Origin of the sequence: Sphingobacterium sp., from assembly GCF_032065005.1 — a bacterium.
In the GTDB taxonomy this organism is placed as follows: Bacteria; Bacteroidota; Bacteroidia; order Sphingobacteriales; family Sphingobacteriaceae; genus Sphingobacterium.
Window position 1 is genome coordinate 36,464 of record NZ_DAMBMM010000001.1, and the last position, 14,378, is coordinate 50,841.

General features: G+C 40.1%; 14 protein-coding genes and 1 tRNA gene. 11 read left to right on the forward strand and 4 right to left on the reverse strand.

Annotated elements, in window-relative coordinates; genetic code table 11:
• Window positions 1-124: 124 nt before the first annotated feature.
• Window positions 125-946, reverse strand: coding sequence for a sterol desaturase family protein (locus tag RT138_RS00150; RefSeq protein WP_313188974.1), 822 nt, complete (start codon window positions 944-946; stop codon window positions 125-127).
• 404 nt (window positions 947-1,350) lie between these two features.
• Here RT138_RS00150 and RT138_RS00155 point away from each other — a divergent pair, with 404 nt between their 5' ends.
• From RT138_RS00155 to RT138_RS00200, 10 genes are all read left to right on the forward strand, one after another.
• Window positions 1,351-1,629 carry an HNH endonuclease gene (locus tag RT138_RS00155; protein ID WP_185213839.1) on the forward strand — a complete coding sequence of 93 codons (279 nt, stop codon included), beginning with the start codon at window positions 1,351-1,353 and terminating at the stop codon, window positions 1,627-1,629.
• A gap of 4 nt (window positions 1,630-1,633) precedes the next feature.
• On the forward strand, window positions 1,634-2,188 hold the full coding sequence (locus RT138_RS00160; RefSeq protein ID WP_185213840.1) for a hypothetical protein: 555 nt from the start codon (window positions 1,634-1,636) through the stop codon (window positions 2,186-2,188).
• A 1-nt stretch (window position 2,189) separates the two neighbouring features.
• Window positions 2,190-3,143 carry a DUF4407 domain-containing protein gene (locus tag RT138_RS00165; RefSeq protein WP_313188975.1) on the forward strand — a complete coding sequence of 318 codons (954 nt, stop codon included), beginning with the start codon at window positions 2,190-2,192 and terminating at the stop codon, window positions 3,141-3,143.
• A 211-nt stretch (window positions 3,144-3,354) separates the two neighbouring features.
• Window positions 3,355-4,452, forward strand: coding sequence for a hypothetical protein (locus tag RT138_RS00170; RefSeq protein WP_313188976.1), 1,098 nt, complete (start codon window positions 3,355-3,357; stop codon window positions 4,450-4,452).
• A 479-nt stretch (window positions 4,453-4,931) separates the two neighbouring features.
• Entirely contained in the window at window positions 4,932-5,522 is a 591-nt protein-coding gene (locus RT138_RS00175) for a DUF3575 domain-containing protein (protein ID WP_313188977.1), read from the forward strand.
• A 12-nt stretch (window positions 5,523-5,534) separates the two neighbouring features.
• The gene (locus tag RT138_RS00180) at window positions 5,535-6,392 is read left to right on the forward strand and encodes a FimB/Mfa2 family fimbrial subunit (protein ID WP_313188978.1); all 858 of its coding nucleotides are present in this window, start codon (window positions 5,535-5,537) and stop codon (window positions 6,390-6,392) included.
• Between the two features lie 68 nt (window positions 6,393-6,460).
• Window positions 6,461-7,360 (forward strand): fimbrillin family protein, encoded by a 900-nt coding sequence (locus tag RT138_RS00185; protein WP_313188979.1) that lies wholly within the window; start codon window positions 6,461-6,463, stop codon window positions 7,358-7,360.
• Between the two features lie 66 nt (window positions 7,361-7,426).
• On the forward strand, window positions 7,427-8,335 hold the full coding sequence (locus RT138_RS00190; RefSeq protein WP_313188980.1) for a fimbrillin family protein: 909 nt from the start codon (window positions 7,427-7,429) through the stop codon (window positions 8,333-8,335).
• A gap of 193 nt (window positions 8,336-8,528) precedes the next feature.
• Window positions 8,529-9,434 carry a fimbrillin family protein gene (locus RT138_RS00195; RefSeq protein WP_313188981.1) on the forward strand — a complete coding sequence of 302 codons (906 nt, stop codon included), beginning with the start codon at window positions 8,529-8,531 and terminating at the stop codon, window positions 9,432-9,434.
• A gap of 164 nt (window positions 9,435-9,598) precedes the next feature.
• Window positions 9,599-9,943, forward strand: a complete 345-nt coding sequence (locus RT138_RS00200) for a DUF5763 domain-containing protein (RefSeq protein WP_313188982.1) — start codon at window positions 9,599-9,601, stop codon at window positions 9,941-9,943.
• Between the two features lie 15 nt (window positions 9,944-9,958).
• On the opposite strand, the gene RT138_RS00205 is transcribed toward RT138_RS00200, so the two are convergent.
• From RT138_RS00205 to RT138_RS00215, 3 genes are all read right to left on the reverse strand, one after another.
• The gene (locus RT138_RS00205; RefSeq protein ID WP_313188983.1) at window positions 9,959-10,510 is read right to left on the reverse strand and encodes a dihydrofolate reductase family protein; all 552 of its coding nucleotides are present in this window, start codon (window positions 10,508-10,510) and stop codon (window positions 9,959-9,961) included.
• A 534-nt stretch (window positions 10,511-11,044) separates the two neighbouring features.
• Window positions 11,045-11,131 (reverse strand) — tRNA-Ser (locus tag RT138_RS00210).
• A 114-nt stretch (window positions 11,132-11,245) separates the two neighbouring features.
• Complete coding sequence (locus tag RT138_RS00215) at window positions 11,246-13,378, reverse strand: HDIG domain-containing metalloprotein (RefSeq protein ID WP_313188984.1); 2,133 nt, start codon at window positions 13,376-13,378, stop codon at window positions 11,246-11,248.
• Between the two features lie 215 nt (window positions 13,379-13,593).
• Between RT138_RS00215 and rpe the strand changes: the two genes are divergently transcribed.
• Complete coding sequence (gene rpe / locus RT138_RS00220) at window positions 13,594-14,274, forward strand: ribulose-phosphate 3-epimerase (RefSeq protein ID WP_185213852.1); 681 nt, start codon at window positions 13,594-13,596, stop codon at window positions 14,272-14,274.
• Window positions 14,275-14,378: the final 104 nt, after the last annotated feature.

Genomic DNA, 14,378 nt, shown 5'->3' on the forward strand with positions numbered 1-14,378 from the left:
TTCCAAGTCAATCTCGAATGATTCCCGAATATGTCTCGAATATGTCTCGAATAAACCCCTTCTTTTTCATTCATAAATTACAGGGGGTTTATGAGAGGATATTAGCTCTAAAATTTACCTGTGTTTATCCAGCATCCCGTTCTCCTTTGACCCTCTTGATATTGATAAAGGGACTCTTCATAAGGTAGAGAAAGCTTTGTTTTTCCTCGCTGTCAAATTCAATCAGGCCATATTTCATCTTGTTGAGGGGAAGAGTCTTGAATGTGCCGAAGATGCGGTCCCAAAGAATAAATATATCGGCAAAATTGCTGTCGGTATAAAATTGGTTTTGGTCATGATGTACGCGATGATGGTCGGGCATGACGAATATCAATCCGAAAGATCTGTTGAGCCAATTTGGAAAACGTAGGTTGGAATGTTCCAGAAACAGGAAGATATAGAGAATAAAGTAATAAAGGCCCAAAGCGATGACATCGGTGCCGAATACGGCAGCGGAAAGGATGTTTCCTGTTTCATAGACCAGGATCATTTCGAGCGGGTGAAAGCGGAAACTACTGGATGAATCCATGCTGGTGTCACTATGGTGTACCCGGTGCAATCGCCAGAGCAGAGGAACTTTATGTGCAGCTCGGTGGATCCAATAAGTTGAAAAATCATAAAGCATGACGCTCAGGATAAGCTTTGTCCAAAAAGGAAGTTCTGCAAGGTAGAGAAGTCCTATTTTGTTTTCGTTTAACCATTTTATGCAATAGACCTGGATGACTACGAAAAAGATATTCATCAAGGTCAATAGGAGTTGGAATAGAATGTTCTGGACAAGGTGTTCGCCTCTTTTTTTGAAAGCAAAGGGATTAGAACTGATCTGTTCCAATGTAAAAAAAAGGACAAGTAATCCGATTATTAAATAATTCGGATCAAGACTTAGAATTTTTTCTAATAATTCCATGACTATATTATTTAGGTAAATAGAATAAGGGATTGTTCTTCTCTAAAACTTAAATGGTAACAGGAGAATTTAGGGGAATGAGCATTTACAGTTCCTGAGTGATCCTAAGAATCGGCAGGAGGTTTCGTCAAATTGGGTGAACCGCAAAGTTAGTGTTGAAATGCAAGTAAGGATTGATAATTTTTCTTATCAATTTTAAGTAATATCTATTAAGAATAGATTAAGTTACAAAGAAAAATAATTGAAATTGAGTAATTTCTGAAAAAATAATGGATTGACTACAAATATTTATTTATTCCATGCAAAAGATTGATTTTTAATCCATGGCAAAAAAATATTAGATAAGTCTTCTTACTTTAGTCCTAACTAATTAGTAACACAGTCAATTATTAATTTATTTCTCGATGAATACTCCAGATACACACGGTACTTATGGCGCCTCATTGTTTGATATCAGGTGGAAGCAGAAGCGGAAAGCAATTCTGGAAAGGGACAATAATAAGTGTGTCATCTGTCAGGATGTTCATCAACTGCAGGTCCATCACCGGCAATATCATTTCATCAATCGGCTCAACCAGTTCAAAGAGCCTTGGGACTATCCCAGTAATCTATTGATCACACTTTGTGCGCTGTGCCATAAACGAGGGCACCGTAAATATAAAATACCAACCAAATACATTTAATCTAATGGGTCTATTTAATTTTTTTAAGAAAAAACAATCAGAAAGTTCACCTGAAGATGCTTTGCTCAATGGTCATCTGCCACCAATTCCGGAGGATATCTTTGTGGAAAAGGACATCAATCAAGATTGGACTTCGCCAGTAAGTTCATTCACAGGTATCAATACCATTTATGCCTATCTACAGTCCGATTTTGAGTCCAAAGGTTTCAATGATGCATTGACCAGTCCAGATGAAAAATATAAAGAAGATAATCTAAGGCTAATTAAATTTGATCTTGAAATCATCATTTCAAAGGTCAAGACTTATCATGATTCATTCCTGAAAGAACTGGAATTCCATATAAACTCTCGAAAAAGATCCGGTTTAGTGGATTTAGTTGAGGAGCTCAATTCCAAAAAGGAGGATTTGGAAAACCATATGCGAAAGGTGGGCGATATTGAAGAGTCGCTTAAGACCGACTCTGGCTTATTTGAAAGAGCGATCTTGGCCTATAAAAGAGGTTTTACCAAAGGATTGGCTTCCATAACCCAAAGGACCTTACTAGCTAAAGAGTTTTAACATGAAAAAGAATCCCTGGCTTAAGTTTGGATGTTTCCTGACGGGTTATAACTATTACCTTGTCCAACATTCCAGTGAGCAGAGCTCAAAGGCGGTAAAGAAATTCACCTCTGCAGTATTGTTGATCGTCCTGGTATGGATGTTTATTGCTTATTCCTTTGCTGTTCGATACCTGCATGTGGGTGTCGTGGGCGGAATTCTTGCATCTCTCATTGCTGCATTTGTGGTGATACAGATTGAAAGGATCATCATACTTTCTACGAAAGTCAATAAATGGTCCGTGACCTTCCGTGTTGGTTTGGCATTGGTCATGGCCATATTGGGTTCATTTATTTTGGACCAAATTATCTTTAAGGATGATATTGAGCTGAGGAAAACCCAGGTCATGGAAGACCGCGTGAAAATCGCCATTAATAATTCGGAGAAAGACATCGATGAGCAGGTAAAAAATATAGATGCGAGCATTGAACAATTGGAAGCTAGGCAAAAGGTAGTTTCTGATGATTTACAGAAAAATCCAGTGATCGTTACTTCCTATACCAATACCTCCGTCACCCGGGACAATCAAGGAAACCGGATCAACAGTACAAATTCAACCAATAAAATGGTCAATGAAAATCCTAAGAAAAAGGAGTTGGAGCAGATCAATGAACAGATCAACCTGTTGAATGGTCAGAAATTCAAGACTCTTGGATCCTTGGATTCCATCAAGGCCAATAAGGAAAAAGACCTAAGGAAATCATCAGGATTTATTGATGAACTGAATATTCTGCACGAGGTTATTACCAGTTCTAAAATTGGATTGATAGTCTATCTATTATTCTTTTTCTTTTTCCTTTCAATCGAGCTTTTTGTAGTAACCATAAAGCTTACAGATAAGGCCTCAGATTATGATAAATTAATCCACCATCAGACGGAAGTACGCTTAAAGATGCTGGAGCGGCTAAATGGGTAGATGGATAATCTATTATCTTCTATATCGATAATGTGCTGAAACAAGTTTTTTAAACTGTGCTTTTCATCCTTTAACTGGTCAATTTATATAATTTCGCCACCCAGGTTTTATTAACTGTGATAAATCCTGGGCATATTTGTGTTCATTTGAATAATGTAAGGAAGAATTCCTATCTCAAAATAGGAAGCTTCCAATATTTGAAGCTCACACTATGAAAAGACACAGTTTTACAATTTATTCCCTATTTATTCTGATCGGTACGGTCCTGTTCACATTAAGTTCCTGTAAAAAGGACAAAAAAGAGGATGGGGGTGATTCTCCTGAAAGCTATGATCCAGCTTATGATGGCATGAAGATTTATATGTTTGGCCATAGCACAAATGAAGGGGATGCATTAGGTTCAAGACCGGCATATTGGTATAACGGGAAAATTAATTATCTAGAAGGAGCTGAAAATGGTGGGGCTGTGTTGAGTGCCTATCTTAAAGGAACAGATCTCTATGCTGTTGGGTATGAAGGAAGGGTTGGAGATGATGTTAGCTCTCGGATACCTATGTATTGGTTGAATGGGAAGAAGAATGTCATTGAGCAAAATACCTTTTCTGCAGGCAACCAAATATTTGTATCGGATGCCAAGGATGTTTATGTCAAAAGGACTTGGTACCAAAATGGGAAGGTACATGCTATCGATATCCTGAAAAACGGAAAGCTGTATGATCTGGAAAAGAAAGATGGTAAAAAACCAATTATTGAAAAGGTTACCGGTGTAAATAATGATGTATATGTCATCCAAAGGAGTAGTATCTCCCTCGTTTGGAAAAATGGTAAGATATACACAGAACGGAAATCTCCTGAAATGATTTCAGATATGGCTTTTAATCAGCAGGATATATATTTATTTACCACCATAATCTCTAACAGAGGTACAGATTTACCTTCCTTTTTAGTTTATAAAAACAATAAGATCTTTCAGTCCATCAAATTAAAATCAGATAGGGAGATAGGAAGCATCAGCGGTGTCAAGTTCTTTGTTGAAGGAGCAAATACCTATATCGCTGCAAGTTTTAGCTTAGATGATCAAGGTGAGATCGTGGTTTGGAAAAATGGGAAAGTCCATCAAGAAATCAAACAGCATAAAATTATCGATGATCTATATGTGAAGAATGACCGTGTTTTTATAGGAGCCTATTCCCCAGAATCAGGGAATCATTTTGATACGTACTGGATGGATGGGAAGGAATTGCCCATCGATGGAGGTTGGAATAATGAAATTAGTGTAACGAAGATTGTGGTAGAAGCAACTAATTAAATCAATCTCAATAGATGTTTTATGCGCTGTATTCATTTCTGGTTAAAATGAAGTTTTGCTAGAATTTTGTGAATATCAATATTTTCTTATTAAAAAATAAAAAGTTTAAAAAGTTCGCTTAGGCGAACTTTTTTGTTTTCAAAAGTAGCGGTACAAATGAAAGGCTTATCCAATAATAAAAGGCAAAATTGAAAACATCAAAGTAAATTATCCTTTCAGTCTTCAGTGTATGAAGCTTGTGATTAGTCATAATCATATCCCAATATTCCTTGTTCAAAACTATAAACGGGTGTTTTATTAAAAAAAAATAAATGTATGCTGCGTAAAACATTATTAAGAATGGTTTTGCCTTGATTTTATTAAAAATTTCAATAAATTACTTGTAAGTTTATTTATAATTAATATATTAGTTTCATAATAAAATATAATTCCAACATTATTGTGTATTGATAATGTTGATACTATACCATACCAAACCAATGACCAATAAAACTAAAATGATCCGAGGATCACTCTGTATGCTTATGTTTTGCCTTTTGCTGAATCCGGTCAAGGGTCAGGAAGTCAAAATGCTCGAAGGTTCGAAGCCTGGAAGTTTCAATGTCCGCAGTAATATGCTGGGCTGGCTTTTACTTGTTCCCAATCTGGGGGTGGAATATCGTGCTGCTGATCGAATTGGCATTTTGGCCGATGGGGGACTTTCCCACTGGAACTTCAAGCGTAATGGCAATGACCATTTCTGGCGTAACTGGTATGCCGCTCCTCAACTGCGTTATTACACAAATGATTTGCGGGATGCCTACATAGGCCTGAAAGGTACAATCGGCGACTATAACATCTCCAATGAACAAGGCCACTTTTTGGGAGGGGGATTTACTTTCGGAAAGCAGTATGCTGCTGGGAAAAAGCTGATGATCGATATCGGGCTAACGCTTGGTTTCCTTCAATTTAGCAAAGTGGAAAAGATGCGCCATGTAAATGGAGAGCACTACCGTACAGCAACCATTCCTGACAAAACCTATTGGGGACCAACAGGAATCAGCATTAGCTTTTCAAGACGGACCAATTAAACCTTAAATGAAATGGAGAAAAATTTTCAAAAAACACGAAAAGGACCTTGTCTAGCGAGGTGCCTATATATCGTTATCCTGGTCAGCTTGATGTTTCCTTCCTGTAGTAGGCTAGAACTGACCGAACAGGGGCAGTACCTGTTGCAGACGGATTGGGAAAAAAGAACAGAGGGAATTTCAATCCCTAGCAGTTACCAAGTCATTCTTGATGGCAAAGTACATTCCTTTGGCCAAGGCCAGGCTGATTTGCCGGAACTGTTTCCCGGTACCTATCCCTATCTAGCTCATAACCTTGCTTCCGGATTTAACATTGAAGCTGGGATTGCTAAACAGCATATTGAAAACGGACAATTGATCCCCATGCCTGAATGGCTTTTTTCTGCGACGGGGGAACTTCAATATGCAAATGAATCTAATTTAGAAGCAACCGCTGTCATGCAACAACAGGTTCGGCAATTGACCATTATCCTAGAACCAGAGGGAGGGAGTGCGTCCAACATCAGTTTGATCCAAGCTCAACTATCGGGCATAGCTTCAGCTTGGAACCTACAGGGCAATGTACCCTCAGGGAGTCCGGGTATCGTACCGTTAGCCTTCAAGAAGCAGGCAGACGGCACGTGGAAGGCTGTGGTGCGCATTCTTGGCGTGCAAGGAGGGGAACAGATGATTTCTGGAACCTTGAGTTTTGACCAAGGGGTACCTGAAGATGTATCCATGGAGTCAGACATGACTGAGCTGCTCGCAGATGCAAACACGGACAAACATATCCCACTGGAACTCAAGGCAAAAGTAGAAACCCAAACAGCTGCAGGATTTAAAGTTAGTATCAAGGACTGGGTCAAGCAAAGTGCTTCGGGCCAGGCTTGGTAGCCGTATAAAATCAAATCCTGTTAAAGCCGCGATTTTAATAGGTATTCCTAATAAAACAAATGAAAGTAATGAAAAGAAGAACGATATACTTCCAACCTATGAAAATCATCATGTTTTCCATGGTTCTGCTAATTTTTGGTTGTAGCAAGGTAAAGGATGGACCAACACCACGGGGAGAGAAGATCAATTTTAAGGTTAACATCAATGACGGAAAGGAAAAGAAAGCCACGGTACACCCAACATCCAGTGCTGATTTCACAACTACCTTTAAAGTAGGGGATGAGATTGGGGTGTTTGGTGCTGCTCAAGGAACAAATTTGGTTGCTTCAGGCAATCCGATCCACAACGCTAAACTCACCTACAATGGTACGGGCTGGGATGGAGACATAGCGTGGCCAAGTGGAGCCGCTAATTATGATTTTTATGCATATTACCCATATCAACCTGATGCCTCCGTAGAAAATCCTCTAGATCCATTGCAAATACATTTTTATCCAAGCTCCATAAATGAAGGGTTGAATGGGTTTGCAAAATCAGACTTGATGTCAGGCGCAGTAGGGAGTGTGGTAAAAGGAGGGGATGTTGAATTAGTTCTTACCCATAGGTTGTCTATGCTGCAGATAGAAGTATCTAAGGGAGCGGGGGCAGGAACGGGACCAGATCAAAGTTTGGAGGTTTCAGTGACCTCTAATATAGGAATGGCAATGTTGAATTTATATAATCATAGTTTATTGAATATCAATGGAAATATTTCCTATTACCTGTATAGGGTAGAGCAACCTTCGTCCCCAGATTATTCAACCAAATTTACGTATCGTGCTTATTTGCCAGTTCATAACCTGCCGAATTCAAAAGAAATAATAACATTAACGAGTACCGCCGGTACAAAAAAATATTTACTTCCAAAGGTTGTTCAGCTCAGGGCTGGGGAAGCAAAGATAATAAAACTCGAATTTTTGATTGAGTAATGAATAATACAAACACAATAGAAAAAAGATAATTATTAACAGAACTGAAATTCAAAACAATAAAAGATGAAAACCCAATTATTAACCAGCATTGCTCTTGTGGCATTAATGATCAGCTCGTGTAGTAAGGTCGATAACCTTAAGGAAGAAACCTCTGACCAAGTACGATTTACTGCAGGAATGAAGAAAGCGACTATAAACAATGGAATAACCAGTTCCTGGCAGACCGGAGATCAGATAGGGATATTTATGCTGAATACAGGCACCGCAGATGTTTATGGTGGTATGGCAAATAAGTTATTTGTGACTAGTGACGGAATTGCTTTTGCTCCTCAGCCAGGCCATGAGATCTACTACCCGGTATCTGATAGCAAGGTGGATTTTATTGCATATTATCCGTACAGAGCAAGTATTACTGCATTAGGAGATAATTATGATATTGATCTTTCCACACAGGCCGATCTTGCTGCAAATGATTTGCTTTGGGTAAAAGTGAACAATGGTAACAATGGTTATAATAAAAGTACGGCCGGGCAGGTTCCACTGGAATTTGAACATAAACTGTCCAAGATAGCTATTGTTCCAAATGCTTCAACCGGTATGGACAATACCAGTTTGGATTGGGCTAATATGACAGTACAGGTTACTGGTATGAATACTGCGGCCAATTTTGACCTGTCGACAGGTACCCTAAGTAATCCAAGTGCAGCACTTGCGGTGGAGCCTTTTGCAAAGACAGCAGGAGCACTGTATGAGGCCATCGTGCTTCCAGCAACCTTTGCTGCTGCAGGTGATTTACAGATCAGTTTCACAGTCGGTACAGATGTATTTGTATGGAAAGCGGCAGCTGGAGAGCAATTTGAGGCTGGAAAACAGTATACCATTAGCCTAGATATTGAAAAAACTGGTGTGAACCTGAGTGGTATAACCATCACAGATTGGGAAACAGAAACTAGATCGGGTACAGCAAATTAATGAATAGGTACAGGGGATATTAACCTGTCCTGAACAATATGGTGTTCTTTCTTGCATAAATTGATCTGAACATCAGTTTTTCGCAAGCCCCAGCATTGGGGCTTGTGATAGCTTTGCCGGGATGTAAGCCTGTGGCAATAACATATGGAATAAACAGAATAGTCAATTAAGGAAAAATATAATTCTATAGCAGATGAAAATCCAATTAATAACCTCTATCGCACTTGCAGGGATCCTGATCAGTTCTTGTAGCAAGGTAGACAACCTGAAGGAAGAGACCTCGCAGGTGGTCAACTTCAACGCCGGAATGAAAAAGGCAACAGCCAACAATGGGATCACAACGACTTGGAACACAAATGATCAAATAGGGATATTTATGGTAAACAATGGCACCACGGATATCTATAATGCCATGAGCAACCGATTATACCAAACTGCAGACGGATACAACTTCAACGCTGCAACAGGACAGGAGATTTATTTTCCAGTATCTGGCAGTAAAGTTGACTTTATTGCCTATTATCCTTATCAAGCAGGGATAACCAATCTTGGTAATTTCGCCATCGACCTTTCTTCCCAGACTGATCTTGCGTCTAATGATCTATTATGGACAAAAGTTGATAATGTAGGTGTAGGTTATGATAAAGCTTCTGCAACGATGGTTCCACTGGAATTTGAGCATAAACTGGCAAAGGTAGTCATCCTGACATCGGCAGGTAGCGGAATGGATGATAGCAGCCAGGAATGGGAAGATATGGGAGTATCGATGTCTGGCATGAATACTTTGGCTGACTTTAGTTTGGCCACTGGAGTGATCAGCAATCAAAATACCCCTGCCACTATTGAGCCTTTTGGAAAAACCTTGGGTAGCCGTTATGAGGCGATCGTTCTTCCAGAAACATTTGCAGCTGCTGGAGACTTTTCGGTAAGTTTCAGTATTGGGACTGATGTGTTTGTTTGGAAAGCCAATGCTGGTTTAGCATTTGAAGCTGGTAAGGAGTATACCATAGATCTTGATATTGCAAAAATTGGAATGGTACTCGGGAATGTAACGATTAGAGATTGGCAGCCTGAATCCTTGACAGGAACAGCCAACTAAAATAAAGATATGGACACCTCTGCAGCTTGCAGGGGTGTTTTTTTATGCTCCAAATTTCTAGGCTTACTTCATGTTGAATGCAATTAATTGAGGGAATGTAGATTCTTGTTTTATCTTTGTGTAAACTAATTGTAACCTTGAGGTATCTTATCTGTATATTTTTTGTGCTGTCAACTTTCTGCCTCTCTGCGCAGACAGTTTATAAAACGCCATCCGGCAGTAAATACCATACTGCAACGTGTCGTTATGTCAAGAATGTTTCAAATGCATTGAGCATTGCTGATGCCCAAAAAATGGGTCTTAGTGCCTGTACGCAATGTAATCCTGGGCAAACTAAGCCAAGAGGTTTTGTGGGGACGGCTCATAGTGGGTTAGGGATAAAACCTGGAGAGGCGCAGGGTGAAGTTTCTAGGTCTGTACAGTGCAAAGGGACCACCAAAAAAGGTACTCGTTGTAAGCATATGACAAGAAATGCCAATGGATATTGCCATCAACATGAGCCTAGGTAGGTTTTGTGTGCAATCTTAGTTGCGGATTGGGATGTAATAATGGATAACAGTGCCGGGCTTGAAGATTTCTGTTTTGCGAAGGTTCATGTCAATTCGTTTTTCAATTTTATCAAATAACATCATTCCTGGGCCTGCGATAATGGGGTGAATGCATAGCTGTAGCTCGTCGATCAGGTTTTGATTCAGCAATTGTATGATTAAGCTCCTGCTGCAGATTAATATGTCTTTCCCTTCTCCGTTTTTTAATTCTTTGATCTTTTCGTGTAATGGTTTATCTGACAATTGTGCGGATTCCCAGCCGGTGGACTGCATGCTGTTGGAGAATACGATTTTTGGGACCTTGTCTATGGCTTTTGCAAAATCGTTGTGAGATTGTTGTTCGGAAGGGTTGCTAAGGAGGGTTTGCCAAAATTTCATCAGTTCGAACGTTATCCTTCCATAAAGGAGGGCGTGGGCATTGTTTAGGAGCTGGCTGTAATGGTCATGGATTTCAGCATCGGGATTTGGAACGGTATGATCGCAATTTCCGTCGAGGGTCATGTTAAAGGCGGCGGTTATTTTTCTCATGGTTGTGGGAGTTTGATAAATCAAAGATAAGGATGGGAGGAGGGAATTGGCTTGTCATAGGGCAAGAAATGGAAGGGGGAAAGAGGGGGATGGGGTTGATGTAAATGATGTTTTTTTGAAAAACAGACATTCTTTAAGGGAATAACGAGCTTTCCTTTAGCATTCATAGGATTTCTATCTAGGATCATCGGGTTCTTCTTTAGCTTTCATAGGGGCTATTTTAGCAAACACAGACATTCTTTAAGGGAACAATGAGCTTTCCTTTAGCATTCATAGGAATTCAATCTGGGACCATTGAGCTATCCTTTAGCTTTCATAGGGATTCTTTTAGCAAACATCAAACGGTTATTGGAGGGAGTGCGGGATTGCCTTCGGCGATCCCTGGAGGGGGAGGCTAAAAGATAGTATCAAAACCTTCGCTCGTTACACTCGCTGGTTTTATTTTTTACATCAAATTGCTTCAAGCAAGCTTGGCAATTTGATGTAAAAAATAAAACCCTTCAATTAACATTGAAGGGTTTTGAGGTATCTTTGCGGAGAGGGCGGGATTCGAACCCGCGGTACCGTTTCCAGTACGACAGTTTAGCAAACTGTTCCTTTCGGCCACTCAGGCACCTCTCCGGGTTTCGACAGTGCAAACATAACGCAAAATTTTCACTCTTCAAAGTCGATTTAGCGAAAAATACGCATTTTATGAGCTGCCTACAGCAACCTTTTGAATATCAATTTGTTTTTTTAATTATCTTTCTTCTTACTTAGATCGTAATCAATGCGAACATGGTAAATGCTCTTCAGCATGGCCTTGAAGATCTTGGCCGATTCTGTGATCTCACGCATCGTAATATCCGCATTCTGGAACTGTCTCTGCAATAATTTATGGTCTATGATCTTATCCACTAAATTATTGATCGACTCTTCGGTAGGCTCCTTTAATGCTCTTGAAGCAGCCTCAACAGAGTCTGCCATCATTAAGACAGCGGTCTCCTTTGAAAATGGTACTGGACCAGGGTATTTAAAGATCGACTCATCAATGACCTTGTCAGGATTCGCCTTTACTGCCATGTTGTAGAAGTAATCAACCTTGGTCGTTCCATGGTGCGTTCTGATAAAGTCGATTACCACCTCAGGCATCTGGTTCTTCCTAGCCATTTCAATTCCCTTCAACACGTGCGAGATAATGATCTGTGCACTTTGTTCAGGAGTCAACTCCTCGTGGGGGTTGTCATTGGTTTTCTGGTTTTCGATAAAGTACAGTGGATTGATCATCTTACCAATATCATGGTATAAAGCTCCTGCGCGGACCAATAGGGGATTACCACCAATTTTATAGATTGCGGCTTCAGCAAGGTTAGCAACCTGTAGCGAATGCTGGAATGTACCTGGGGCCTTTAAGGAAAGCTCACGCAGTAACCTGGAGTTACTGTTGGTCAATTCCATTAAGGTTAAGTCAGAAACGATTCCAAATAACTTCTCGAAAGCATAGATCAAAGGATAGGCGAGAAGGGTCAATCCTACACTCACTGTAAATGGAAGGATGTCCTGCCAGTAAATGGAAGAAAAAGATCCGTTACGGGTCAGAACCAATCCCATATAAGCTAAGATGTATGTACCCAAGATCAGCACACTGGATACCAGGAATTGCTCTCTCTTTACCAGTGTACGGATGCTGTAAATGGCAACCATACCGGCCGTGAACTGCAGGAAAACAAAATCAAAACTGTTAGGTACGAACAGTCCTGCTATCAATACCATCAGGATATGGATGTTGAGAGCTATCCGCGTATCGAACAATAATCTGAAGATGATCGGTACACTACAATATGGAATGTAATAAAGACTTGGGATCTTAATCTTGATAGCCCAACTCAATACCCCTAACATCACCAAAATGACGATGAAGATAATGAACAGCAGACGGTTATTGTTGAAGATATCCCTTCTGAAGAAATATAGGAATACCATCAATAGGGCCATGGCTAGCGAAATCAGGATAAAGTGTCCAAAAGTGACAAGGTTCTGTTCGCCACTGATCCTCGATTCGTCCTCGAATACCTTTCGGAGGGACTCTAATTTCTGATAAGTGTCGTTATTGATTATTTTTCCCTGCTCAGCAATCAGTTCGTCCTTTTGCACCATCCCTCGGGTGGTTGAGATATTGGCCAGGGCCGTTTGCTCGACCTTGTTGGTCTGGGACTCATTGAAGACAAAGTTGATGGTGATGTAGTTTTTTAGGACTTCAGACAACCATTTCTTATGCTCGATCAGTTTGTTCTTTTCAAGGGCTCCAACGATATATTGATTTGCAGATTCGATGGTGTAACAATCTACCGTATTCTTCTGCTGGGCGATATTGTCGTGGATCAGGACAAAGTTGTACTCCAACGAAGTAGGGTCATTTCTGGAGGAGTCATTGCCTTTGTTTTGATATCGATTGTTAAGAGAAAGGACACCTCTTTCGTAGATGTAATTCAAGAGGGCAGTCCCTACTTCTCGATAGTCATTTAGGTTCCCAGTTTCGGCAGAATCCAATTGGCTGGATTGCCATTTTTCGTTGAGGTCGGTATTAAACTGATCGATCTGTTCCTTACTGGCCACATCGTTCAGGTTATAGATAGGTTGGACCGTATTCAGGATATACTGTTTATCGCGCTCCATTTCTTCGGCAGTTTTGAGGACTGCGAAGTTGTAGGGGGAGGTCAGGTTTTCATGGTTCCAAGGTTTTCCTTTCTGGTATTCGTACCTAAATCTGGGTTGTTTGGGTAGGAAAATACAGATCAGGACAATGGTTAAGACCACCATTCCATATTTCCACAAACTGGAGTTTTGCTGTAATTTATCCTTAGGGTAATTTATCTTTAATTTCGCCACAATCTAATTTTAGTAATCCTAACTAACAAATGTAATTATTTTACGGCAAACAGTTTGTTTTTAGGCTAAGACAATCTGAAAACATTGTCTTTGTTGTCGGGGAGATTCTCGGCTTTTTGCTTTGGATTGTAAGTTGAATGTAGCAATTCTATGGAAAACCCGTCTATTTTTCAATTAGAGGATAATACTTGTTATCTTTGCAAAAAATTTAAGACATGTCCACACAACAACACTTAATAGCACCTTCGGTATTGGCTGCAGATTTTGCAAACTTACAGCGTGACGTAGAGATGGTCAATGCGAGCGAAGCTGATTGGTTTCATATTGACATCATGGATGGGGTATTTGTCCCAAACATCTCTTTTGGATTCCCGGTAATGAGTGCCATTGCAAAGCATGCGAAAAAGCCTTTGGATGTACATTTGATGATCGTGGATCCAGACCGTTACTTGAAGGTTTGCAAGGATAATGGGGCAGAGGTTATTACTGTTCATTATGAAGCTTGCACACATTTACATCGCACATTAGCAGCGATTAAGGAGTTGGGATGTAAAGCGGGGGTTGCATTGAATCCGCATACACCGGTTTCCTTGTTGAAGGATGTGATCCAGGATATTGACCTCGTTTGTTTAATGTCTGTAAATCCAGGTTTCGGAGGACAGAAATTCATTGAGCGAACATACAGTAAGATTAAAGAATTACGCGCTTTAGCTGCAGAGCAGAACACGGATGTATTGATCGAGATTGACGGAGGTGTTGGGACTTCAAATGCGGGCAAGTTATTGGCAGCTGGAGCTGACGTTTTGGTAGCCGGTAGCTTTGTGTTCTCTTCCGAGAATCCAGTTCAAACGATACAGGAATTGAAGGCTGTAGACCCTTCAGTTCAATTGGTTTAACCCTTTTGTTTAGAATACTTCCAAATTAGCGAGAAGTGGCAGAAATGCGAATAAAACGCAGTTTTTTTTGTATTTTTGCGTAAACAGCTCATAGTATGAGCTTA